This is a genomic window from Clostridium pasteurianum DSM 525 = ATCC 6013 (genome assembly GCF_000807255.1).
GTDB lineage: Bacteria > Bacillota > Clostridia > Clostridiales > Clostridiaceae > Clostridium_I > Clostridium_I pasteurianum.
This window is the reverse complement of sequence record NZ_CP009268.1, coordinates 1476222-1501215: the sequence shown is the minus strand read 5'-3', so window position 1 is coordinate 1501215 and position 24994 is coordinate 1476222. Positions and strand designations below refer to the sequence as shown.

The following is a 24994-nucleotide window of genomic DNA, read 5'->3' as shown; positions in this document are numbered from 1 at the left end:
ACCGGCTATTGCTACTAAAATTTCACATTGCATCTCACAGATCCATTCAATACAAGCTACAATATTTGGCTCTCACCATTCCAAACTCGCTTTAATTAAACTCTCGTATTTACTACTTCTGATCATAGATTGTTTATAAAAAATAACTTTAATATTATTAAACAACATTTTTTCATAATTGTCAATGTATTGCTTAAATTAAATTTTAACTCCAAGTAATTTAAACAATTTATCCGCATTTTCTTTAGCTCTGTTGATGTGCTGCTCTGATAACTGCTTTTTAACATCAATATCTTTTATACCTTTATCTAAATCCTTTAAGGCTGACTTTAATGTATCTCGTAATCTAGGTATATTTTCAATTATTTTTTTTACTATATACACATACTCATCATCATAAAGCCTATAACACTTAAATTCTCCAGAAGTAAGTCTTCCATCTGAAAGAATATATATAAACCTGTCTTTCATTTCTCCAGATAGTGCTATTTCTATCTTATGCTTATACAATCTAAATCTTTCTCCATTGTCATCTATGAGTACAGGAAATATAGTTGAAAATAAAAAGGTAAGCTCTGCTGTAGAATTATCTAAAAGTCCTACTCCTGAAAAATCTCTAGCATTTAATCTAATTTCAATATCTTTTGAAAAAATTTCTTCTTTTATAGAAGTTGCTATTTTTTCACGCAGTTCTTCTTCTTTTCCCTTTGAAATATATTTTGTTATTGAATTTACTAAATTTTCAATATAACTTTTGTTTTGTTTATTATTTACAGTCATACTAATCGCCTCTTTTATCAATCCTATACTTAAAAGTATATATAATATTTTCCTCAATTGCAAATATACTTTAATATCTGTTATATAATATATGATGTAAATATATCTAATAGTATTATATTATTATTTTTTAATTATATTGATTAATTAACAATATAAATTCATAATTATTTTAAGTTTAATTTAATAGATTTTGATGATAACTTCCTAATTTATTTAAAATTTATCTTATTTAACACTTGATGAAAAAGATATTATTTATTATGATTATTATATAATAATTAATATTATCAAGAATTTATAAAGACATATATTAATATTATAATTTATATAATAATGGACAATTTAAAGTAATAAAATAAAATTGAAGCTTTAAAATTAGTATAGAGTTTTAGGAGGTGCATCAATGTTTGAAAATATATCAAATGGTAAAAACTACAAAAGCTTGTTTAATGGAGAATGGATTGAAAGCAAAAACAAAAATACAATAGAACTAAAATCACCCGTAGATGAATCTATAATTGGCAGCATCCAAGCTCTTTCAAAAGAAGAGGTAGATGAAGTACTTGAAATTTCTAGAGAAGCTCAAATAAAGTGGGGAGAAACTCCAATAAGTGAACGTGCAGAAATACTTTATAAAGCTGCTGATATTTTAGAGGAAAATGTAGAAGAAATCGCTAAAATAATGCAGCTGGAAATTGCCAAAGATTCTAAATCAGCAATTTCAGAAGTTAAAAGAACTGTGGACTTTATAAGATTTACAGCTAGTGAAGGAAAACATATTGAAGGTGAAACAATAGGCGGAGATAACTTTCCTGGTTTTAATAAAAGTAAACTATCTTTTGTTACGAGAGTTCCATTAGGGGTTGTTCTATCAATATCTCCTTTTAATTATCCTGTTAATCTATCTGCTTCCAAAATAGCTCCGGCACTTGTAGCCGGAAACAGCGTAGTGTTAAAACCACCTACTCAAGGTGCAATAAGTGCATTATATTTGGCAGAGGTCTTTAATAAAGCAGGTATTCCTAAAGGAGTATTAAATACCGTTACTGGCAGAGGTTCTGAAATTGGTGATTATCTTGTCACTCACAAAAATGTAAACTTTATAAATTTTACCGGCAGTACAGAAGTAGGTAAGCATATTGCTAAAGAGGCAAATATGATACCAATGATGATGGAACTTGGGGGAAAAGATGCCGCTATAGTTCTTGAAGATGCTGATCTAGAATTAGCCGCTAAAAATATAGTTTCTGGTGCGTACAGCTATTCAGGTCAAAGGTGTACAGCAGTTAAGAGGGTTTTAGTTTTAGATACTGTAGCAGATAAATTAGTATCTCTTTTAGAGGAAAAAGTAAAGAAATTAAAAGTAGGAAACCCAAAGGATGAAGTAGATATAACTCCTTTAATTGACTCAAAAGCCGCAGATTTTGTTCAAGGCTTAATTGATGACGCTATTGATAAGGGTGCTAAACTGCTAGTTGGAAATAAACGAGAAGGAAATTTAATATATCCAACTCTTTTTGATAATGTTACTACAGATATGAGACTTGCTTGGGAAGAACCTTTTGGGCCTGTACTTCCTATAATACGTATAAAAAATATAGAAGAAGCCATAGACATTGCAAATAAATCTGAGTACGGTCTTCAATCTTCTGTATTTACCCAAAATATTGATGACGCTTTTTATATCGCTAAAAAGCTTGAAGTTGGTACAGTACAAATCAATAATAAAACTGAAAGAGGTCCTGATCATTTTCCTTTCCTCGGAGTTAAATCTTCTGGTATGGGAACTCAGGGTATACGTTACAGTATTGAAGCTATGAGCAGGCCTAAAGCCATTGTATTGAATCTTCTAAAGTAATATATCTTATAAATAACAATATAATATTTTAATTCATTCGCATTATTTCAAAAGAGCTGTTTACAATGGATAAATAAACATTGTAAACAGCTCTTAAATTTTCTTATATTTTTACACAGTCATGAAATTCCCCATCTTTATATATAAATCCCTCTTTAATTCCCCTTAAAATGCTATTAACTTTTACATGAGCAATTCCATTATAAAACTCCCCTACTTCATCAAATCTAGGCTTTATTACTATTTCACCTAATTTATTTATATATCCCCATTTAGTTCTCATAAGAGATTTTATCTTTACTGCTGCCAATCCATCATGAAAATCTCTTGCAAAGTCATACATAGGACTTATGATTATTTGCCCTTCTTCATTTATATATCCCCACTTATCATTTATATTTATTCTAGCAATATTATCATTAAAAGATCCTATATAATCAAAATAAGGTTTTATAATAGTTATTCTATACTCTTTATCCATATATCCATATTTGCCTTTACTATCTATAAATCTCATAAGTCTATTATTTATAAGCCCTAATTTTTTTCCGGTAGAATCTACATAAGTATAATTTCCATTTATCTTCATTAATGCAATTCCATTAATGAAATCAAATTTTTCATTGATTATATAGTCATCTTCCTGACTAGAATCATAAGCAATAACATCTACTACCGTATGACACTCTTCCATTGCAGTATTATCTGTACCTTTCTCTGAATTATTAAATCTAATTTCTGTTTCGCCTTTAAAGTTTATTAACTTTATTGTTTCCACTTCTAAACAGTTATTATCATTTCTAAATACCACATAGACCTTGTACCTGTCCCCAGCTTCATAGAGTTCTTTTGAAAATCTTCTATCTGCTTCAATATAGGTATTTTTTATATTTGATATATATTCTTTTATCCAACTTTCCCATTCTATAATTAAAGGAAGAATTTCTTCATTTGAATTATATCTATCTATATCTAAAACAGCTTCACCTGCTGATAACAAGCTTAAACATTTTATTTGATTTGTATATTCTTCTGTAGTATCAAAAAATAAATTATTAAAAATGACAGTATGTACACTAATTTTATTTTCCTTCCATAATAAAAATATTTGCTGAATATCTACAAATATTTGTCCATTTATATAATTCAATTTTCCATAAATGGTACATGAACTATTTTCCCTATAAAATTCCTCTACTTCTTCTCTATCTATAACTATATAAAATAAATTTGAATCTGGAAATTTTACTTCTTTAAAAGTATCAATGTTCACCTGTATTTTAAAGGCACCTGTGTTTATATCATAGTTGTTCCTATCTATTATTACTTTTCCCAAAGGCATATCTTTTATGTTTATTATTCTATCTTTAAAATCACTTTCCGTTTCAAAGGACCTTTTTATAAAGCTTATAGGATAAACTTTTAATTCCATATCCTCTACACATATAGTTATACTTTCAGTGTTAACATAAACTTTTTCACCTTTTACTATTAAACTGGCTCTTACGGTATATCTATCATTTAAATTTTCTATATACTCAATTTTTTTATCTTGAAGAATAAAATATAAGTAGTCATAATCAATTTTTGCTATAGACTTCCATTTATAAAATTCTACATTCATAAAACAAATACCACATTGAGCATCGTAACTATCAATCAATATTTCTGCTTTCCCTATATTAACTGATTTCAAACTTTCAATACGTTCTTTAAATTCTTCATAAGTTTCGAAGGAGTCTCTTGTCAAACTGTCATCCGTTATATTAATAATAGAACCATTATAATTAAACAAATTACCACTTCCTTCATAATATATTATATTTAAATGCAGTTTTTCAACTTAAATTTATCCATTTATATTATTATATTCCATTTTCTGTATAATTATCAAGTACTATATTTAATTTTAAAAAATTTATATAAATTAATAATAATATTTATATAAATTAATCTAATAAATCTTTATTCATATTACTTATTCAAAAATTTAATTATATGATTGTAATATAAGTATAGCTATGATAATATATCAAGGGAGTCCTTAATAGAAAAACACTTGTTTTTTATACAAAGACATATAAATTAAAAATTGCATTTTAAATAATCATTAAAATTTTTCTATAAGAATTGTTATTTTAATAATTATTTAAATTAGTTGGAGGGGTATTTATTAAAAGCTTATGAAAAATAAATATTTGTTAGTAAATACAAAAGTACTCCCTGATGTATTTGAAAAAGTAATGGAAGTTAAGGATCTTATAAATCTAAAAAAAGCTCGAGATATAAGTGAAGCAGTAAAAATTGTAGGTATTAGCAGAAGCACTTATTATAAATATAAAGACTGTGTTTTTCCAGTTTCTGAAACTGCTAAAAGTACCAAAGTAGCCATATATTTACTCCTTGGTCATAAAACTGGTACTCTCTCAAGAATACTTGATAAAATGGCAGAAAATCATGCCAATATTCTTACAATAAATCAAGATATACCTATTAATAATGCTGCTAATGTAAGTATCACCTTTGATATCTATAATCTTAAAATAAAATTGGAACAATTATTAGAAGATATAAAAAACACTGAAAATGTTATTAAAGCTGATTTAATTGCAATGGAATAGGAGATGAAAGTATGCTTAAAGTTAAAGTGCCTGCTAGTACCGCTAATATGGGACCTGGTTTTGATTCTTTTGGTATGGCATTGAACTTATATAATGAATTTCAAATTAAAGAAACAGACAAAGATATAATATTTTTGGAAAATGGAGAGCCCTCTTCAATTCCTTTGAATGAAAACCTGATATATAATAGTATGATTAAGGCTTTTCAAAAACATAAATATAAATTTAAAGGACTTTACATAAATGTAACAAAGGCTGATGTGCCTCTTTCAAGAGGTCTTGGAAGCAGTGCTACCTGTATCGCTGCTGGTATTAAAGCAGCTAATCATATTATGGGTAACATTATGCCAAAACAGGAAATTTTAAATTTAGCTACAGAAATAGAAGGCCATCCTGACAATGTAGTTGCTGCCTTAGAAGGTGGTTTTGATGTTTCCCTAGTGGAAAATAACCAGGTATTATATTCTAAAATAACACCACCAGAAGAACTTGTATTTGCCGCATTAATACCAAACTTTAAAATGAGTACTTTAAGTGGCAGAAAGGTTTTGCCTGACAAATATGACAGAAAAGATTGTGTATTTAATATTTCTAGAGCAGCTCTTTTGATTTCCGTATTTTATAATAAAGATTTTGAAAAACTAAGAACATGTTTTCAAGATAAAATACATCAACCCTATAGAGGCGAATCAATCAAAAATTTAAATTCAATTTTTGAAACTGCTAAAAGATTTGGATCATTAGGCGAATTTATCAGTGGATCAGGCTCTACTTTGATGACAGTAATTCATAAAGACAATATTGATTTCTTAGAAAATATGAAAAACTACTTGAAAACTATGGAAGTTTCTTGGGAAATAAAACTTTTAAAACCAGACTGCAATGGTACTGAAATAACAGTATGCCAATAATCAATAAAAATAAAGTAAAAAGGGGAAAATCATAATTATGAATAAAATAAAAATAGCTTTATTGGGTCTAGGAAATGTAGGTAAAGGTGTTTGGGAAATATTTAAGAATAATACTGATGAAATAATACGTCGTTCTGCTTCTGAACTGGAAATCAGCAAAATATTGGTTAAAGATGTAAATAAGGATAGAGGCATTGATGTTCCTAAAGAAATATTAACTGAGAACATTGATGATATATTAAATGATGACAGTATACAGATTATAGTTGAATTAATGGGTGGTGTTGATCCTGCTTCAGATTATGTAGTTAGGGCTATTAAAAACAAAAAACACGTAGTAACTGCCAATAAGCAAATGATAGCAACTCAAGGTAAAGAATTATTGGATCTTGCAAAAAAAGAAGGTGTACTTTTATACTACGAAGGTAGTGTTGCAGGCGGTATCCCTATATTAAAAGGAATTGAAGAAAGTCTTACTGCAAATAAAATTGAAGAAATTGTAGGAATAATAAATGGAACTACCAATTATATTCTTACTAAAATGTCTCTTGAAAATATGGACTTTGAAACAGCTCTTAAAGAGGCTCAAGAAAAAGGATATGCTGAAGCTGACCCTACTTCTGACATAGAATCTTATGACGCTGTATATAAACTTGCAATTTTAACTTCTTTGTCTTTTGGAATAAATGTAAATGTAAATGATATTTACAGAGAAGGAATTTCAAAAATAACTTCTCATGATATTCAAAATGCAAAGGAATTTGGATATACAATTAAACTTTTAGCCATTGCAAAAGAGAAAAATGATTCTCTTGAACTGAGAGTTCATCCTACAATGATTCCTTTAACTCATCCATTGTCAAACGTAAATGACTCCTTTAATGCTATACTTATAAAGGGAAATGCCGTAGGAGACTTAATGTTCTATGGAAGAGGTGCTGGTTCTCTTCCAACAGGTAGTGCTGTGGCTGGTGATATAATATCAATTGTGAGAAATGATATGACTTTACGTTCAATTGCTCTAGCTGATAATCCAGATTTACAGAAAAGAGTACTTTCTAGAGAAGAATTTACTTCAAGATATTATTTAAGACTCAAAGTAAAAGATGTCAGCGGCGTTTTAGGTCAAATTTCCAATATATTAGGTAAAAATGATGTAAGTATATCCTCCTTTATTCAAAAGGGACAAAAGGATGAAAATAATCTTGTATCTATAGTTTTTATCACTCATGATACATTAGAAGGAAATATCATGAAATCTATTGAAGAATTAAAAACTCTTGATGTAGTAGATAAAATTAAAAATTTAATAAGAGTTGAAAAATTCATCTAAAATTTCAATATAAAAAAGTAATTCATTAATAATAAAATAATACTTTTAGATAAAAGACATTAAAAAGAAATATTGAGGAGGAAATACCTTGGATAATTTAATATACAAAAGTACACGAGGACAAGGTGAAGCCGTTAGCGCCTCACAGGCTATAATAAGAGGAATTGCGGAAGATGGAGGTCTTTTTGTACCTAATTACATTCCAAAAATAGATTTTAATGCAAAAGATTTTTCAAAGTTTGATTATAAAGAATTAGCTTATATTGTAATGAGCAAATTTTTTACTGATTTTACTGAAGAAGAGCTTAAAAATTGTATAGATAAAGCCTATGATGATAAATTTGATACTAACGAAATTGTACCAGTAAAAAAAATTGGCAATGATTTTTTCTTAGAACTTCATCATGGTCCTACTCTAGCTTTTAAAGATGTAGCATTATCTATTCTTCCACACCTTTTAAAAACTGCTGTAAAGAAACAAGGTATAAACAAAGAAATCTTAATTCTTACAGCAACTTCTGGAGATACAGGTAAAGCTGCCCTTGAAGGTTTTAACAATATAGATGGTATAAAAATAATAGTATTCTATCCTGAGGTGGGTGTAAGTATAGTTCAGCAACTTCAAATGACAACTCACAATGGAAACAATACTTTCGTTGTAGCTATAAAAGGTAACTTTGATGATGCTCAAAAAGCTGTAAAAGAAATTTTCACCGATGAAAAGATGAGATCTCAATTAAATGAAAAGGGATTTATGTTTTCTTCTGCAAATTCCATTAATATAGGAAGACTTATTCCTCAAGTGGTCTACTATTTCTCCGCTTATTTAAATTTATATAAAAAAGGTGAAATAGCTGAAGGAGAAAAGATAAACGTAGTAGTTCCTACAGGTAACTTTGGAGATATACTTGCAGGATACTTTGCTAAATCTATGGGACTTCCTATTGATAAATTAATATGTGCCTCAAATAAGAATAAAGTTTTAACTGATTTTATAAATACAGGTAGATACGATAGGAACAGAGATTTTTATGTTACTAATTCTCCTTCAATGGATATATTAGTTTCAAGTAATCTAGAGAGATTATTATATTTTGTAAGTGGAGAAAATCCAGAAAAAGTAAAATCCCTAATGGAATCTCTATCAACTAAAGGTGAATATTCTATAGATGAGGATATGAAAAATAAGCTTCAGGACTTCTATGCAGGCTATGCTTCTGAAGAAGAAACTTGCTATGTGATTACTGATCTTTACAGAGATTATAAAGAAGCAATAGATACTCATACTGCTGTTGCCTACTCAGTATATAAAAAATATGAAGAGGATACTAAGGATGCTACAAAAACAGTAATATTATCTACTGCAAGTCCTTTTAAATTCCCTAAGTCTGTTATGAGTTCCATAGATAAAAAATATGATGGCGTAAATGAATTCGAACTAATAAAGGAACTTAGTAAAATAGGAAATTATCCTATCCCAGCAGGAATTAAGGATATTGATACTAGACCACAAATCCACAACACTGTTTGTGATAAAAAAGACATTAAAAATGTTGTATTGAACTTTTTGAAAATAAAGTAATAATACTGTAATGGGGTTTATTACCATACTGAAAATACGTTAACATTTATCTAGTTAACGTATTTTTTATATTTTTAAAAGTTTAAAGGATATGTTATAAAATACCAAAGAATTTTTAGCAGAATATTATAAAAAAATAACATTTTATGGTTTATTCTTCCGAAGATGTCTTTTCTAATTTTTCATAAATAAATTCTACTATTATTTCATCTAATTCTTGACTTAACTTTAATATTTCTTCATAATCGGCCTCTTCTAAAATTAACAAATGCAATTTTTCTCTTAATATAGAAATTTTATCTTTCAGCATATTTAACACTCCAATTTTAATCTATTTTTATATAAGTTCTTCAATAATTCTCCTATAAAATACTAATATTCACCAAAATAAAACTTTATATATACAATTTTACAACAAATATATGCTATTAGCAAATATTTTTTCATTACTATCAGCCCGTTTATATAACTAATATTTATGTATAAAGTTATTTTAAGGAGTGATCTAAATTGAATAACAAATCAAACTATATAAATGCTGAAAAAATTGGATATAGATTACGTATAGAACGAGAAAAACTTAAAATAACAAGAGAAAAGTTTGCAGAATTAGTAGATCTTTCTCCCCTTTATATTGGACAACTTGAACGTGGTGAAAGACAAATGAGTATTAATGCTTTAGCAAATATATCAAGAACTTTACATATATCCACAGACTATCTGTTATTTGGTAAAACTATGGATAACACTAATGGTCTTTTTAAAGAAAATCTTAATGATTACATTACAAATAGCAATAATTCTAAAAAAATATGTAATAAAAATTTAATAGATTTACTTGGTAAATGTGATGAGATCCAGTTAGAACTTATAGAGAATATTCTAAGATTAATTATGCCCCATTTAAAATAAAATGACTATATTTTATTAATTTTCCTATACATTTATATTATGTTATAATAAAACTACAACAAAATGTAAATTGGAGGGGATTTAGATGAAAGTATATAAAACTGCTTTTAAATTTTGCACTTTTTTCATTGTTTCAGTAATCTTATTAACCAGTTGCAGTAAAGCAGCTAATAATACTAATAACTCAAATATAAATAATACTACTAAAAACAGCAGTGAAAATAAAGTGAATACAAATAATATCACAACATCTGATAATAATGCTAGTAATAATATCTCAAATAAATATACTATAAAAAACTATTATCCTTTTAAGAAAGATTTAAGATTAAGTTATGAAGGAACTGGAAATGAATTTGCCTCTAAAGAAGTTTATGTAGATTTTATAAAAAGCAACAAAATTCAGCTTAGAAACATAAATGCCGGAACTACTCTAGGACAAGTTCTTCAATATGAAAATGGACAGCTTACACTAGTATATTCCAGAGGTGAATTCTATTATAGAGATGATCTAACTTCTTTACAAAGTAATACTAAGGAAATTCTTCTAAAAGAACCTTTACAAAAAGGTACTAGCTGGTCTCTCCCTGATGGAAGAAAAAGATCCATAACAAGTACTGATGCCTCTGTAGATACTCCTTCTGGTAAATATAAAGCTTTAGAAGTTACTACCTCTGGAAATAACTCTACTACTAAAGACTATTATGCACTTAATACTGGTCTTGTAAAAACTGTATTTACTTCTGAAGGTTCTACAGTTACTACATCTTTAAAAGGTATTATTAATGATTCCGCTGTAACCCAAACTATAAAATTTTATTATCCAAAGATGACAGATACAGATGTAGCAATTATGTCTAAAAAAAGTACAGTAAATTTGAAAACTAATGATGATATAAAAAATATCTTTCAAACTAATTTTAGAAAAACTTCAATAACTGATGCTAAGCCTTTAATGAGCAATAACACTAAAATAAACAAACTATATTTGAATGATTCTGAAAAAGTTGTATACGTAGATTTTTCAAAGGAATTTATTACTAAAATGAATGCTGGAAGTTCTATGGAAAGTGGAATACTAACTAGTGTTGTAAACACTTTGGGTGATTATTTCAATGTAAATGAAGTAAGACTTACTGTAGATGGTAAAGAATATGCTTCTGGCCATATTGCAATGAAAAAGGGTGAAAATTTTAAAGTGAACTATAACGAAGTTACAGAGGTTAAATAATTGATAATTTTACATTAAAATATTTTAATGTAAAATAAAAAGGCCGTATATTAAAACCAATAGTATACGACCTTTTTTCTATAACTACTTTTTATATCTTTATGTGTTAATACAAACTTTTATTAAGTTCTATGCAATTTTAAACTGAGATACATACTTCTTTAGCTTATCTGAACTTTCTTTGGCATTATCCATAAATTTTTCCACTGTATCTGCATTTTCAGATACTTTAATTGACTTTTCAGCAATATTAGTAATACCCTCTGCCCCCTCATTAGTTGCTATAGTTACTTGATTTATAGCTTTTGATACATTTTCTATGGACATATATAAAGCCTCTGTTGAATTGCTTACTTCTGTTATAATATTATCTATATGATCTGAATCAGCACTATACTTCTCTCCACTATCAACGAACATTTTATAATCATTTACAATTTGATTATCCACAAACTCTAATAATTCCTTAGAACTGTTTACCAAATTATCAACACAATCCAATACTGTAGTTGTAACTTTTTGTATTTCAATAACTGTAGTTTTTGAATTTTCCGCCAGATGTCTTATTTCTTCTGCTACCACCGCAAAACCTTTTCCAGATTCCCCTACTCTTGCTGCCTCTATAGCCGCATTTAGAGCTAACAGATTTGTTTGATCAGAAATTGAAAGTATAGCTTCTGATAATTCCTTAATTTTTTCAATAGATTTTGACCTTTCAATGGCAATCTTTAATTTATTTTCATTGGCAGAGTACACATCATTAGTATTTTTAGCAGATTCACTGAATACAGTACTTAATTCACTGGATTTTTTATTTATTTCCTTTGCTGATTCATGGCCTTCTTTAGACTTCTGTGCTACAAGTGCTACAGAGCTTTCTATTTCCTGTGAAGTTGCATTCATTTCTTCCATAGATGCAGCGGTCTGCTGCATTCCTGCTGACAATTGCTGTGTAGTTGCAGAAACATCTTCTATACTCTCATTTAAATTTTTAATACTATTTTGTGATAAATTTAAAACTCTATCTATACTAGCAGATTCTTTAGTTATAATCTCAATTATTCCTCTCATATCCTGGGTCAATTTTAAAGAGGCCCTGGCCATGTCCCCAATTTCATCCTTTAATATAAGATATTTTTTAGATATTTCCTTACTAAAATCTCCTTTTGACATATTAGTCAAATTTTCTTTCACTGCATTGATAGCTTTGACTATTGTATCGCCAAATAGATAAGAAACCCCTATGCCTATTATAAGCATGATCATTATAATACTAGTAACAAAAATCATTATTGAAATTATTTCATTATTAGCTGTAGTTTTATTAGAACCCATAAACCACATACCTATTATTTTACCCTTTGCATCAACTATTGGTTTATAATAAGTTATAGAGTCTTGTCCAACAACTTTTGCCTCTCCAATATACTCTTGACCATCATTTAAAACTTTATCAATAACTTCATCTGCTGCTCTTGTACCTGTAGCTCTCTTTCCATTACTATCTAAAACATTTGTAGAAATTCTAGTATCATTCATAAATATAGTAACATAAAAACCTGTAGTATTTTTTATGCCGTCTAATACATTAAAATTATCATTTATTAAGGTATTTCCCTTATATAGTTTGTTATCTTTTATGTACCAATCTCCTGTGTACTTCGAATCTAAATAGGAATATCCAAGTTCTGCACTTGATTTAATATCTTTAGTATAATTGTTATAAATAATAGTATTAATCTTACTATAAACAACTAAAGCTATTATTGATGAAAATAATAACAGTATTACTGAAAAAGTAATTATTATTTTCTTTTTCACACTCATAAAATCGCTCCTTCCATATTATATAATTTTATTCTTTGAAATTCTACAAGCATATGTAAAAAATCTTATGATACATACGGTCACATACAATATATGTAATTTATATGGTAATGTTTTTAATTATACTGTATTTATTTAAAATTATCAATAAAAATTATTAATTAATAATTAATAATCCGACAAAAAAATGTTTCTCAAAATACTCATTTGAGAAACTATAAACTCATATTAATATTCATTATCTTTTTTAACCTGACTAACTTGGCGTAAGTCTCCAACGCACTCTGTGAAAGTGATTCACACCAAATTAAAATTTGGGTTCTCTACTTTTTTCTTCAAGTGGGAGTTCAACGCCAAGTAAGCCATGCATTCGCAGTTCTAAAATTCAGATGAGGTAAAAGAATCCCCACCTGAATTAAGAACTTGCTTCAATTGATTTATATTGATATCTGTTACAATTCCCTTATTACTCCAATGCTTTTTGCAACCACAATAATCTAAAATTACACATTGAGGAACTAGATTAAACCTTCTTGCCTTCCATCCACCACTCATTAAATTAAGAACACAGGCAACTCCAACAATTCCTATCTCACCATAAGAAATCTTTTTTTCCTTAAATACTGAAGAACCGTGGGGGATTATCAATACTTCAAATCCATATTTTTTCCCCATCTTAGAAAGCTTATTAACTTTACAATTTTCAATACAATCTTTACAAGTATATCCATCCTCTGTATATTGTGCTTTACAATTTTTTTCGTTATTATATCTCATACATACAGGTAGAAGTAGTTTTTTTATCTTAGTTTTCAAAAAATCTGTTCTAAAAGATCTGTTCATTATTTCTGCACCTGTCATATTTAGATGATATTCTATCCTTTGTCTTCCACATAGAATAACATCTTCTTTGAATTTATGCTTAGGATATTCATCCTTAAGAAATGTTTCTACATTTACTGTGTACTTTCCAATTAAATTTTCACTTCTTATATTAAACCATAATGCATAAGAATTTATATTAAAAAAAGTCTGTTCCAATTTTTCTTCAGACAAAGCAAAGAAATATTTTTTTAAAATATCAAATCTCTGTACTTCCTCTTCAAATTCTCCTGAAGCGGATAACCACTTTAAAAACTTTTCAAAAGTCTTTAGAGATGGTTTTATGTTTGATTTGTAATTATTATTTGGAAACAAAAATACAGTAGCAAGTATTCCTCTTATGAAATCCGCTCCACCTTTAACTTTTCCTCCATGTTTCCTAAAGTCTACAAGTTTTTTCATTATATTTTTAGGTAATTCAGACAATTCAGCTGCATCATCACTATATAACTTCCAAAGAGTACCTAATGTTAAAATTTCCAGTAGGTATTCTTCATCACTTCTTAGAGTTTCCATATCTTTTAAACTAATATAATTCTTTAGATCTATTATTATGGAATCTATGATTGATCTTCCATTTAATATAACTTCCTCTGCAAATTCAGCTATATCTTTGTAATAATTATCAGAATTTATTTGGTCTGCATTAAGGGAATAAGTAACAATATCCTTCATAACTAATACCCTAATTCTTTTCCTACAATTATTACTTTTATTCTTCCTTTAGCACCTTGTCTTTTTATCAATGTATATTCATTGCAAATTCTCTCTTCGCTGCTGCAATCCATACAATATCCAACCTTTGCACAGGGAGTTTTTCTATTTAATCTCTTTGCATTAGCTGGAGCTGCATACTCTCTATTCCTCTGAATTGCTTCATCTACATCTTTAACTATTTTATTTTTACCCACAATTATAATAACTTTATCTGGTCCATAAAGCATTGCTGCTACCCTATTGCCGTTACCGTCTACATTATAAAGTTCTCCATTTTCGGTTATAGCATTACTGCTTACAATGTAAGTATCTGTTAAAAGACTCTTTTTAAATATATCTAATACTTCTTTACGAGTTAATCCTTCTGCATATCTGTCTAAAAAATTAAAGTCTCCATTTCTTAAAAAATCAATAGCCCCAATTTGAAAAAGTGTCTCTGAACCTCCAACAGCCACACTTTCACCCTTATTTATAAGGCTTTTAAGTATATCCAAAGCTTCTTTTTCATCTTTAGCATAGTACCCTTCCATATTATTTTTTTCTAATTTTTCAATAGTTCTATTAATTCTTTGTTCCATTAACCATATAGTATTTTCATCCATAATCTTTATAAGTACTACCATAATTCCAGCAGTACTTTTCCCCCTTTTCTTTTTATTTGATAAACAACATACCTATCTATCATCTATTCTTTTATATTTTAACATATAATTATTTATGTGATTAGGTAAAAATATAAATTTAACCTGACTAACTTGGCGTAAGTCTCCCCCTTTTTCAAGTAGGAGTTCAACGCCAAGTAAGCCATGCATTTGCAGTTCTAAGGGTAAAAGAATCCCCACCTGAATTAAGAACTTGCTTCAATTTTTCTATATACTAAATTAAGTGAGATTTAAAAATCTCACTTAATAAAATACTAATTAATATGCTCTTCCCCAATACACCATGTGTTTTGCCTTTTTACCACAGCATACACAAGTATCTGAAAGTTCTTCCTGCTCAAAAGGAATACACCTTGAAGTAGCTCCTGTATCTTCCTTTATCTTATCTTCGCAGTCTTTATCACCACACCACATAGCTTTAACAAAACCAGTTTTATTTTCAACTATATCATTGAACTCTTCCATAGTAGTTGCTATGTTGGTTTTTTCTTCCCTTGCCTTTGTAGCTGCTTCCAGCATTGATTTGTGTATATCTTCTAAAAGTTCTGGTATCTTTGTTTCAAGTTCATCCATTGGTACAAATATTTTTTCTCTAGTATCACGTCTTACTAGTACCACCTGATTTTTCTCCATATCCTTAGGTCCAACTTCCAGTCTTACTGGAATACCCTTCATTTCATATTCACTGAATTTCCATCCTGGTGTCTTATCACTTATATCCATTTTAACTCTGGCTACCTTAGCTATTCTATCCTTTAATTCAGTTGCCTTCTCAATAACACCTTCCTTATGCTGTGCTATTGGCACTATTACAACTTGAGTTGGTGCTATTCTTGGAGGCATTTTTAACCCTTCATCATCCCCATGTACCATGATAATTGCTCCAATTATACGTGTAGTCATACCCCAGGAGGTCTGATTTACATACTCAAGCTTTTCATTCTTATCTGCGAACTGTATTCCAAAGGCCTTTGCAAAATTTTGACCAAAGAAATGGGAAGTTCCTGACTGAAGTGCCTTACCATCATGCATCAAGGATTCAATAGTATAGGTAGCTTCTGCTCCTGCAAACTTTTCCTTTTCAGTTTTTCTTCCCTTAACTACTGGTATAGCAAGCATATTTTCACAGAAATCCGCATAGATATTAAGCATTTGTATGGTTTCTGCCTCTGCCTCTTCCTTTGTAGCATGTATGGTATGGCCCTCCTGCCATAAAAATTCTGTAGTCCTTAGGAAAGGTCTCGTAGTCTTTTCCCATCTTACTACAGAACACCACTGATTATATAACTTTGGCAGATCTTTATAGGATTGAACTATCTTAGCATAGTGCTCACAGAACAATGTTTCTGAAGTTGGACGAACACATAATTTTTCTGTAAGCTCATCATTTCCACCCTTTGTAACCCAAGCTACTTCTGGTGCAAATCCCTCTACATGGTCTTTTTCCTTTTGAAGAAGACTTTCTGGAATAAGAAGTGGCATATATACATTTTCATGGCCTTTTTCTTTAAACTTTCCATCTAAATATTTCTGTATATTTTCCCAAATGGCATAAGCATAAGGCCTGAGGATAACACATCCCTTAACACTGGAATAGTCTACAAGTTCTGCTTTTTTAACGATATCTGTATACCACTGTGCAAAATCCTCATCCATAGAAGTGATTTGCTCAACTCTTTTATTATTGTTTTTCTTTGACATAAAGTTTTCTCCTCCTAATTATAAATTATTATGTAATATTTCTAATAAAATTATCAATAAAAATAAAAAAGTCCCAAATCCCCAAAGGGACCGAGACTATATCGGCGGTACCACCCTAATTAATAAATTAATTAACACTACTCACTCTTATCTTTAACGGAATTTAACCGCTACAGCCTACTTTAAGGAATGTTGAAATTCATATACCTTATTTCAGTGCAGAACTCAGAGGCAGGTTCAAAGGGGCTCCTTAAGGAATTTTTCAGCTAGCATTCCCTCTCTTTTAAAGAACTTATATTTCTACTATTCCTCTTCTTTGTATTTAATCATAGTATTGAACTACCTCAAATAATAGAATATAAAATTTACTTTGTCAATAGTGATAATAAAGTTTATTTAAAGGTTACTATATTTACTTCATTTTTATCCATGAAAGTAAATTCATTTTTAGTGGTTTGATTTTTTCCAGTGAAATATAATATACTTTTACTATCTGGACTCCATTGTACTTCATTATATATGTTTCCTAAAGTATTTATATTTTCAGCTAGTAATTTTCTATCTGTAAGATTATTTCCATTGATTTTGGCAGCATATAGATTCCATTGATCCTTATTATTTTTAATTACTATATTCTTATATATAATCTTAGATTTATCTGGTGATATCCAAAATGGTAACGCATATTTACTTTCTTTTGAGTTAACATGATTTATTAAATTATAAAATTTTCTTGTATCTACATCATAAACATACAGACCCTCGCTATTATTTAATATGCCATCAAATATTATTTTTTTACCATTATCTAAAATACCATAAATATCAAAAGATAGTCCATTCATAATCAAATTACCTTTTCTAATTGTTCCTATAAGAGGTAATTCAATGGAATTACCTGCACTAATATTAACATATGGGAAAAGCAACACTTCATCTATTTTCTCAGTTTCACTATTTACTTTGAATATACCCTGCCTTCTATTATTTAAATCATTATCTTTATACTGCTCTCCTATAAAATATATATCCTTTCCATCTCTACTATAAAAGTTTTGTAACGAACCCATATTAACATATTTTTTATCTATCTTTATTTCTTTATTTTTATTGTTTTTAATATCATATAAATTTATATTACTATTTTGTTGTCTAATTAAATAATTTCCATCTTCGGACCAATTGCTACTCCATGAAGTTTTCCAATCTTCTTTAAAATTATCATATTCTATATTCTTATTGGCATTTATATCATATAAGTTGTATTTATTATCTTTAGCATATCTTAATTTATTAATATTAGATACTACAGCTTCTGTTACATTTTTAGTTTCTATGTTTAAAGGGTATTTTTCAAAGGTTGTTAGATTAAGTTTGTAAACACTTCCTTGAAAGTCATCCATAGCTTCATTACTTTCCTTATCTGTCATTTTACTTAAAGCTTTAGTATATTTCTTATAAAACTTATCTCTATCCATACCAATTCCCACAATAGCTTCATTAGAATTTATAAAACCAAAGTTTTCAGAAAAACCTTGTACATTGCCATAAGTTTTCTTACTAACTATTTCTAAAGGTTTATCATCTGTCAAAGATAACGCTGAGCTATCATTCCATACCACCTCAGGTTTTTGAGAGATACTTTGTCCATGTGCAGTAATAAGTTTGTCTAGTCCTAGGCATCCTACTATAATAAATACTGGAATACCTATAATTATTAATATATTTTTAGCCTTTCGCTTCATTGTTAATCCTCCATTCATTACGTTATAATCAAAATTCATTAGTTAAAGAATAACCAATAATTATATCCATCACTTAACTAAGTTATTGCCAACTTGTAAAAACAGAGGAATTTTTATCTTAACTTTTGTTCCCTTATTAATTTCACTTTCTATATTTATATTGCCATCATATTTATCCACTATAGCTTTAACTATGGCTAATCCAAGACCACTGTTTCCACGCTCTCTACAAATCTTTTTATTCACTCTATAGAAAGGATTAAATATTTTGGATAGACTTTCTTTTGAAATTCCTATACCACTATCTTCTACCGTAATAACACAATTTCCCTTATCTCTATATAACTTAACCTTTATAATAGATTTTACATTAGCATATTTTATGGAGTTATCTATTATATTTATGAGCATTCTTGATATTTCATCTTTATTTGCAAATACATTAATATCCTCAACAATACATCTTTCAAAGGTAATTTCATACTTTTTAGCTTTAACTGTTACGTGTCAAATTATTTAATCCTTAAAAAGTCAAATTATTTCAGCCTAAAATTAGTAATAATGTGGTAAAAAATCAGTTTAAATAATCTTACTAATGGCAAATTAAGTCTCAAAAATCAAATTAAATAACCCTTTCTCCACAATATCCACAATGTATAAAATTCTAAAATTGGTCAATAAATATAGGCATAGAAAAACACTGCTCAGAATAAGCAGTGTAAAAAATTTTAAATTGTAAGATCAATTTCACTCTGAGATTTATAAACTGTATCTGAATTAATAGAAGTAAGTCTTTCATTAGCACCAGAGATAAGGCACATTCTCGTTAGAGAATTTAGTGGTCTTATAGCTCCATTAGTGCTTGAATAAATGAGTTCAAAAGCATCATCAGTAAAAATTGGTTCTGAACAGCCTGCGGCTTTTAGCATAGAAGTTATGTAGGGCTTACATTCATCATGCGTTAGCCCTTTTAAGCAATAATTCATTATGATTCGTTGACGTAGTGCTTCATGGACCTGCCTGCTGAGTTGAAGTAAAAAATTAGGTTGACCTGAAAGAATTAACATAGCATAATTCTTTGAGTCCATATGAAAATTAAATATTATTCTTAAATCATCAAGAATGGAATTGCTTAAAAATTGACATTCATCAATTATAATAACTGGAATTACATTTTTACTGTGGCTATAAGTGTATATAGACTCTTGTATTTGCTTAAACATAGTTACTTTTTTCTGAGCATGAATTATTCCAAGACCATCGCATAATGCTCTATAGAAGTCCATAACAGTTAAAGTGGAAATAGGAATGTATACGCACTTATATAAATTTGGATTTAGTGAATCTACAAAATTGCGGAGCAAGAAAGACTTACCAACTCCAGGCTCTCCAGTAATAACGCCAATCCCTAAAACAGATTTTAAAAATTCTAATCTATTCATTGCTTTAGAGAAATCCTCAGATTTAAAACTGTATTTTAAGTCAAGATTTTTATCAAAAGGATCAAAAGTTAAGCCATAAAAAGCTTTATACATAATATCAACCTCCGGTTAGTTAGCTTCAAAGGCAGAAAAATCAACAGAATTAGTATTGTTAGTTCTTCTGATTTTTGAATTATCAATTTTTTTAACAGGGAAAATAGTATCTTCAAGTTTACCATCCTGTGAAAAAATATAAGCTTTATCAATAGATGATGGATCATAGCGTATATTTATTTTGTCACCAACATATTTTAGTGGTACTTCAAATATTTTTGTACCTATAGATACTGTGGAGTCATTTTTTACAGTACGGAGTACTTTATATAAAAATAAATAGTCTAGTTCAGTTTTAGAATCAATAAATCTTATATTTTCAACATTAGACATGTACTTATCAATTGGTTTCTCTTAAGCCCCGAAATAATCTTGGACAATTGCCTATACATTTAATATAATGTAGAAAGTGATTGGAGGAAAGTTATGAAAGGCAAAAGTTATACAAAAGAATTAAAAGAAGAAATATTGAGAGAAGTAAAGGATGTAGGAAATGTTTCTTTAGTATCAAGAAGACATGGTATATCAAAATCAACCATATTTACTTGGATAAAGAAATCTGAGAATAAGGATGAGATTAAGGTTAAGCCAGGAAGAAAGGCTTTAGTTGAGGGACAAAAAGAGTTTGAAAGTGAAATTACAGAAGTAACAAAAGAGAATGATCATCTTAAAAAGATTTTAGGTGAAAAAGATTTAGAAATAGCTATCCTTAAAGATTTAATAAAAAAAGCAAACCCTCAATTAAAGATAAAGTAGCAATAGCTAAAAAATATATACATCAAGGATATAACGCAGTTTTTGTGCTTAAAACAGTTAGGCTTCTTAGATCAACATATTACTATAATTTAAGTGTTGAAGGCAAACAAAAATCAAAACCTAAAGGCGGTAAGCCTAGAGGATACAGCCTAAATAAAAAGAATCAAAAGGTATGTGATGACCTTATTAAAGAGTTTATTATTGAGTCAATTGATGGTGATGCCATTAATTATGGTTATAGAAAAATAACTTATCATCTGCGAAAATATTATAATCTTATAATTAATCCTAAGAAGGTTTACAGGCTTTGCAAGGAGCTTGGCATACTTAAAGATCAAAGAGTTATCAAACCTAAAGTGAAAAAAACTATTGCAGCTAACAGAATTATAACAGGTTCCAATCAGCTTTGGGAAATGGATATAAAGTATGGTTATATTCATGGTCAAGATAAATTCTTCTACTTGTTAAACCTAATTGATATTTTTGATAGAAGTATTATTGATTATCACATGGGATTTCACTGTGAAGCTAAAGATGCGTCAGCATTATTAAGAAAATGTTTAATAAGAAGAAATCTATTTGAGGAAGGAGTTAACAAGCCTGTAATAAGAACAGATAACGGACCACAGTTTGTAAGTTATAAATTTAGTGAATGCTGTGAGGAAATCAAGGTAGAACACGAGAGAATACCAGTAAAAACACCAAATAAAAATGCTCATATAGAATCATTTCACCGAATACTTGAGGATGAATGTTTTAAAAATAATGAATTTGAAACTTATGCACAAGCCTATGAGGCAGTAAACGATTTTATGGTTCGATATAATGACAGAAGAATACATTCAAGCTTAGGTTTTATGTCACCAAATGAATTTTATACCCTTCATTTTAGAGAAAATCTAACTGGTATTGAAATAAGGGTCTAATTCTAAGAAAATCAAAGAATTTATTATGTTTTGTCCAAAATGAAGGGGTTAATCCGGTTTTTTGTTTATTGAGGAATGTATAGTGTTGTTATAACTGTTAACATAACCCGACAGGGATTCATTTAAAAGATCTATAGATTTAAAATCATTCCAATTAATTGAATTCATCCATTGTTTTTGCATAGTTTGGAACCATCTTTCAATTTTGCCCTTAGATTGAGGGGAATATGGTCTTGCAAAACTTAAAATACTACCAAGAGCTGCACAAATCAAATGAAATTGCTCACTTTTATATATCTTTCCATTATCAACGAAAACTTTTTTAGGAATTCCCTTTGATGCTACCGCATCTTTAAATACAGACATAAGAGATAAAAGATCATCTTTAAAAAATGCTTTGCATCCTACAATGACTCTACTGGAATCATCTAAAAAAGCTATAATATAAGTCTTGAATTTTTTATCTTCTATAGTAAGGTAAGGACCTACAGATACGTCAGATTGCCAGCATTCATTGGAAAACTCAAATTCAAAGGCTCTTCTATCATCAGGTACAAGCTTTTTAGAACCTATCTTAGCCTTATTTATAAATCTAGTTACTGTTGACAGGGAAATACTAGTTTCACTTTCAAAACCTTTAGCTATAACTTCATGATATATGTACTTGGCAGTTTTTTTAGGTGAATTTAATTTACTGTTTATAATAAATTCTTTGGTTTCATTTGAAATTTTTCTGGAAGTACCTTTATCAGCTCTTGATTTTGGATATAAGCCATCAATACCATATTTCCTATATTGAACTAGCCATCCTTTGATTGTTGCAGGAGAATACTCTTTTTTCTTGCCGTTAGGCAGTGTATAAGACTTTGCTGCAATTTCTGCTAAATAATCTTTTACAGAAGTCTGAGTAAATGTATTGGTTATAATGGGTGCAATCAGAGAATAACGAAATAATGCTATCTTTTGATTAAATTCTTTTAATATCATTGATTATCAACCTCCTATTTTTATTAATAATTATGACTTAAAATCGATATTTAAACCGTTAAAGGTTGTGTGGAATTATACAAAAATTTTAGATAGAACAAGAGAAATGAGGACAAGATTGATATAAAAAGACATTAAAAAAGTGTGAAGTATTTAATTTGATAAAAAAGATAGATCTAATTTGTACCTATTAAATTATCATTTACAAAAGAAATACTTAGGCATGTGTAAAAAATAATCCAAGTTAAAATCGTGCCTTAAACGGCAAAAGATAATAATTTTTTTTATGATATCAATAGGTAATTTGCTATTTATGTTAGAATTATAGAATTTATACTGTGCAAAAAATAAACGAATACTCGATAATGAGCTTACTAGCCTATTTTTCCAAAATGATAGATCTGTTGTATTAAGAGATGAGTAGTTAATATTAAGAGATTTTATAAGAGTTAATATTTTACTAAAGGAATAACCTAGTTTTAGCATCATAATAATAGAAGTTAGAATAACTTCATAAGCATATTGCCTATAAGGAATAATAAAACTGGGTATAAGAGAATAGGTTTTACCACAGGATTGACATTTACAACGCAGGATGACTATCTTGTATGCACCTTTAAGGGTAATTAAGTTTCTATAATAAAATCCATGTCTGTACAGCTTACCTTCAAATCCACATGCTTCGCATCCATATTTACTTGGAAATTGATTAAACTTACAAAGTTTATTGTATTTTTTTATTCCGTAAGGCATTTTTACTATATTTATCATTATTATTTCTTCTCATAATTAAAAAATTTTCTCCTTACTAATTATCGTCAGATTAAATAATCTTATTCTTTTTGAGTCAGATTATTTAATCTGACCTATAAATTAAGTCTATAATAATTTGACTTTTTTGAATGTTTTTTAGCTTAAGTAAAATGCCTAATAACATTTAACAGCTAAATCATCACATATACCATTTACAATAGAGAACATATATAAGTTTTCTCTATTATCTATATTTACTTTGGATTCTATTTTTGACATATCAAGTACATCTATAATCATATTGTGAAGCTTTTCTGATTCTCTTTTTATCTTAGATGCAGCTTTTTTTAAAATAACCTCATTACTAGCTCCTTCATCTAAAATCATTTGAGAATATCCATTTATTATAGTTAATGGAGTCTTCATTTCATGAGTAACGTTGTCAAAGAAATTCTTTTTATGCCCCTGAAGTTTAATTAAATCATCCCTATCCTTTTTTATAGTAGCTATTTGTTCACTTATCTTTTCTTTCATTTTATTAAAGCTTTCCTCTAATTCCCCTATTTCATCCTTTGATTTTACTGATATAGTAATATCAAACTTGCCTTCAGCTATTTCTTTGGTAAGCTTACTTAACTTCACAATTGGTTTAGTGATTTTAGAAGCCAATAGTATTGCAAATAAAGTTACTATTAAAAATATTCCACCCATAAACATTTTTATTTTTGTTAATAATTCATTACTTGTTTCAAATAATTCCGTATTATCTTTTACATATCTTATAATTCCAAGTCTCTCATTATTTGCATAAAGAGTTTGAGAAAATACCACTAAGTATTTACTATTAATTTTTATAATCTTATAGGCAGACTTGTCTTGTTCAGCCATTTTTAAATCTGCATGATCATCTGATAATTTTTTAGTTTCTTGTGAAAATATATATCCATTAGCATCTTCGCTATCAAAGATAAAATCCCCACTATTACTATATAAAATCACTCTATTATTAATCTTAGAAGCCAGTCCATTACCTATACTTTCCCTGTTAACATGAAAACCATTCTGGCTTATATCCATATTATTTATAAGCATAAATTGTCTTATAAATATATTTAAATCTCTTTGTGAGTTGAGTAATTCATTACTTATAACTTTCTTATTATTCTGTATTATTATCTTATCCATAAAATAATTCATCGCATTAAAACTTAAGCAGAAAATCAAAAGAATTCCTATGGAAAATTTATATTTTATAGTAAATTTCATATATAA

23 protein-coding genes and 2 other annotated features (1 of these 25 running past the window's edge) are annotated in these 24994 nt (G+C 28.5%); of the genes, 9 read left to right on the top strand and 14 right to left on the bottom strand.

Annotated elements, in window-relative coordinates:
* Window positions 1-135, bottom strand: a binding site (T-box leader) (it extends 105 nt beyond the left edge of the window).
* Window positions 136-198: 63 nt separating this feature from the next.
* Window positions 199-780: a hypothetical protein gene (locus CLPA_RS06825; protein ID WP_003447911.1), complete on the bottom strand. Its 582-nt coding sequence runs from the start codon at window positions 778-780 to the stop codon at window positions 199-201.
* 406 nt (window positions 781-1186) lie between these two features.
* On the opposite strand from CLPA_RS06825, the gene CLPA_RS06820 reads away from it, so the two are divergent.
* Complete coding sequence (locus CLPA_RS06820; protein WP_003447913.1) at window positions 1187-2641, top strand: NADP-dependent glyceraldehyde-3-phosphate dehydrogenase; 1455 nt, start codon at window positions 1187-1189, stop codon at window positions 2639-2641.
* Between the two features lie 103 nt (window positions 2642-2744).
* Here the strand turns inward: CLPA_RS06820 and CLPA_RS06815 are convergent, their stop codons facing one another.
* The gene (locus CLPA_RS06815) at window positions 2745-4436 is read right to left on the bottom strand and encodes a WG repeat-containing protein (RefSeq protein ID WP_003447915.1); all 1692 of its coding nucleotides are present in this window, start codon (window positions 4434-4436) and stop codon (window positions 2745-2747) included.
* Between the two features lie 388 nt (window positions 4437-4824).
* On the opposite strand from CLPA_RS06815, the gene CLPA_RS06810 reads away from it, so the two are divergent.
* The 4 genes from CLPA_RS06810 to thrC all read left to right on the top strand — a co-directional run bounded on the left by CLPA_RS06810 (window position 4825) and on the right by thrC (window position 9088).
* Window positions 4825-5262, top strand: a complete 438-nt coding sequence (locus CLPA_RS06810) for an ACT domain-containing protein (RefSeq protein WP_003447917.1) — start codon at window positions 4825-4827, stop codon at window positions 5260-5262.
* An 11-nt stretch (window positions 5263-5273) separates the two neighbouring features.
* Window positions 5274-6173: a homoserine kinase gene (gene thrB, locus CLPA_RS06805; protein WP_003447918.1), complete on the top strand. Its 900-nt coding sequence runs from the start codon at window positions 5274-5276 to the stop codon at window positions 6171-6173.
* A 37-nt stretch (window positions 6174-6210) separates the two neighbouring features.
* Window positions 6211-7506 (top strand): homoserine dehydrogenase, encoded by a 1296-nt coding sequence (locus CLPA_RS06800; protein ID WP_003447920.1) that lies wholly within the window; start codon window positions 6211-6213, stop codon window positions 7504-7506.
* Window positions 7507-7594: 88 nt separating this feature from the next.
* Window positions 7595-9088, top strand: coding sequence for a threonine synthase (gene thrC, locus CLPA_RS06795; RefSeq protein WP_003447923.1), 1494 nt, complete (start codon window positions 7595-7597; stop codon window positions 9086-9088).
* A gap of 151 nt (window positions 9089-9239) precedes the next feature.
* Here the strand turns inward: thrC and CLPA_RS20405 are convergent, their stop codons facing one another.
* Entirely contained in the window at window positions 9240-9398 is a 159-nt protein-coding gene (locus CLPA_RS20405; protein WP_080751519.1) for a Spo0E family sporulation regulatory protein-aspartic acid phosphatase, read from the bottom strand.
* A 200-nt stretch (window positions 9399-9598) separates the two neighbouring features.
* Between CLPA_RS20405 and CLPA_RS06790 the strand changes: the two genes are divergently transcribed.
* Both CLPA_RS06790 and CLPA_RS06785 read left to right on the top strand, forming a co-directional pair.
* Window positions 9599-10000 (top strand): helix-turn-helix domain-containing protein, encoded by a 402-nt coding sequence (locus tag CLPA_RS06790; RefSeq protein ID WP_003447925.1) that lies wholly within the window; start codon window positions 9599-9601, stop codon window positions 9998-10000.
* A gap of 85 nt (window positions 10001-10085) precedes the next feature.
* Window positions 10086-11231: a GerMN domain-containing protein gene (locus CLPA_RS06785; RefSeq protein ID WP_003447927.1), complete on the top strand. Its 1146-nt coding sequence runs from the start codon at window positions 10086-10088 to the stop codon at window positions 11229-11231.
* A 129-nt stretch (window positions 11232-11360) separates the two neighbouring features.
* On the opposite strand, the gene CLPA_RS06780 is transcribed toward CLPA_RS06785, so the two are convergent.
* The 8 genes from CLPA_RS06780 to CLPA_RS06745 all read right to left on the bottom strand — a co-directional run bounded on the left by CLPA_RS06780 (window position 11361) and on the right by CLPA_RS06745 (window position 20633).
* Window positions 11361-13058 carry a methyl-accepting chemotaxis protein gene (locus tag CLPA_RS06780; RefSeq protein WP_003447929.1) on the bottom strand — a complete coding sequence of 566 codons (1698 nt, stop codon included), beginning with the start codon at window positions 13056-13058 and terminating at the stop codon, window positions 11361-11363.
* Window positions 13059-13436: 378 nt separating this feature from the next.
* Window positions 13437-14615, bottom strand: coding sequence for a DUF116 domain-containing protein (locus CLPA_RS06775; RefSeq protein ID WP_003447933.1), 1179 nt, complete (start codon window positions 14613-14615; stop codon window positions 13437-13439).
* Between the two features lie 2 nt (window positions 14616-14617).
* Window positions 14618-15259, bottom strand: coding sequence for a lactate utilization protein (locus CLPA_RS06770; RefSeq protein ID WP_003447935.1), 642 nt, complete (start codon window positions 15257-15259; stop codon window positions 14618-14620).
* Between the two features lie 318 nt (window positions 15260-15577).
* Window positions 15578-17020, bottom strand: a complete 1443-nt coding sequence (gene proS / locus CLPA_RS06765; RefSeq protein WP_003447938.1) for a proline--tRNA ligase — start codon at window positions 17018-17020, stop codon at window positions 15578-15580.
* A gap of 82 nt (window positions 17021-17102) precedes the next feature.
* Window positions 17103-17346 (bottom strand) — a binding site (T-box leader).
* Window positions 17347-17412: 66 nt separating this feature from the next.
* Window positions 17413-18765 carry a TolB family protein gene (locus CLPA_RS06760; protein ID WP_003447939.1) on the bottom strand — a complete coding sequence of 451 codons (1353 nt, stop codon included), beginning with the start codon at window positions 18763-18765 and terminating at the stop codon, window positions 17413-17415.
* A gap of 69 nt (window positions 18766-18834) precedes the next feature.
* Window positions 18835-19185 (bottom strand): sensor histidine kinase, encoded by a 351-nt coding sequence (locus CLPA_RS06755; RefSeq protein WP_257786247.1) that lies wholly within the window; start codon window positions 19183-19185, stop codon window positions 18835-18837.
* Window positions 19186-19493: 308 nt separating this feature from the next.
* Entirely contained in the window at window positions 19494-20300 is an 807-nt protein-coding gene (locus CLPA_RS06750) for an ExeA family protein (RefSeq protein ID WP_003448320.1), read from the bottom strand.
* A gap of 15 nt (window positions 20301-20315) precedes the next feature.
* Window positions 20316-20633: a Mu transposase C-terminal domain-containing protein gene (locus tag CLPA_RS06745; RefSeq protein ID WP_034829397.1), complete on the bottom strand. Its 318-nt coding sequence runs from the start codon at window positions 20631-20633 to the stop codon at window positions 20316-20318.
* Between the two features lie 93 nt (window positions 20634-20726).
* On the opposite strand from CLPA_RS06745, the gene CLPA_RS06740 reads away from it, so the two are divergent.
* Entirely contained in the window at window positions 20727-21056 is a 330-nt protein-coding gene (locus CLPA_RS06740; RefSeq protein ID WP_003441125.1) for a transposase, read from the top strand.
* Window positions 21057-21100: 44 nt separating this feature from the next.
* Window positions 21101-21982: an IS3 family transposase gene (locus CLPA_RS06735; protein ID WP_003441126.1), complete on the top strand. Its 882-nt coding sequence runs from the start codon at window positions 21101-21103 to the stop codon at window positions 21980-21982.
* Window positions 21983-22030: 48 nt separating this feature from the next.
* On the opposite strand, the gene CLPA_RS06730 is transcribed toward CLPA_RS06735, so the two are convergent.
* The 3 genes from CLPA_RS06730 to CLPA_RS06720 form a co-directional block, all read right to left on the bottom strand.
* Window positions 22031-22969, bottom strand: coding sequence for a DDE-type integrase/transposase/recombinase (locus tag CLPA_RS06730; protein WP_236900390.1), 939 nt, complete (start codon window positions 22967-22969; stop codon window positions 22031-22033).
* A gap of 198 nt (window positions 22970-23167) precedes the next feature.
* Window positions 23168-23722, bottom strand: coding sequence for a DUF6431 domain-containing protein (locus tag CLPA_RS22100; RefSeq protein ID WP_076719224.1), 555 nt, complete (start codon window positions 23720-23722; stop codon window positions 23168-23170).
* Between the two features lie 174 nt (window positions 23723-23896).
* On the bottom strand, window positions 23897-24988 hold the full coding sequence (locus tag CLPA_RS06720) for a sensor histidine kinase (RefSeq protein WP_003446324.1): 1092 nt from the start codon (window positions 24986-24988) through the stop codon (window positions 23897-23899).
* Window positions 24989-24994: the final 6 nt, after the last annotated feature.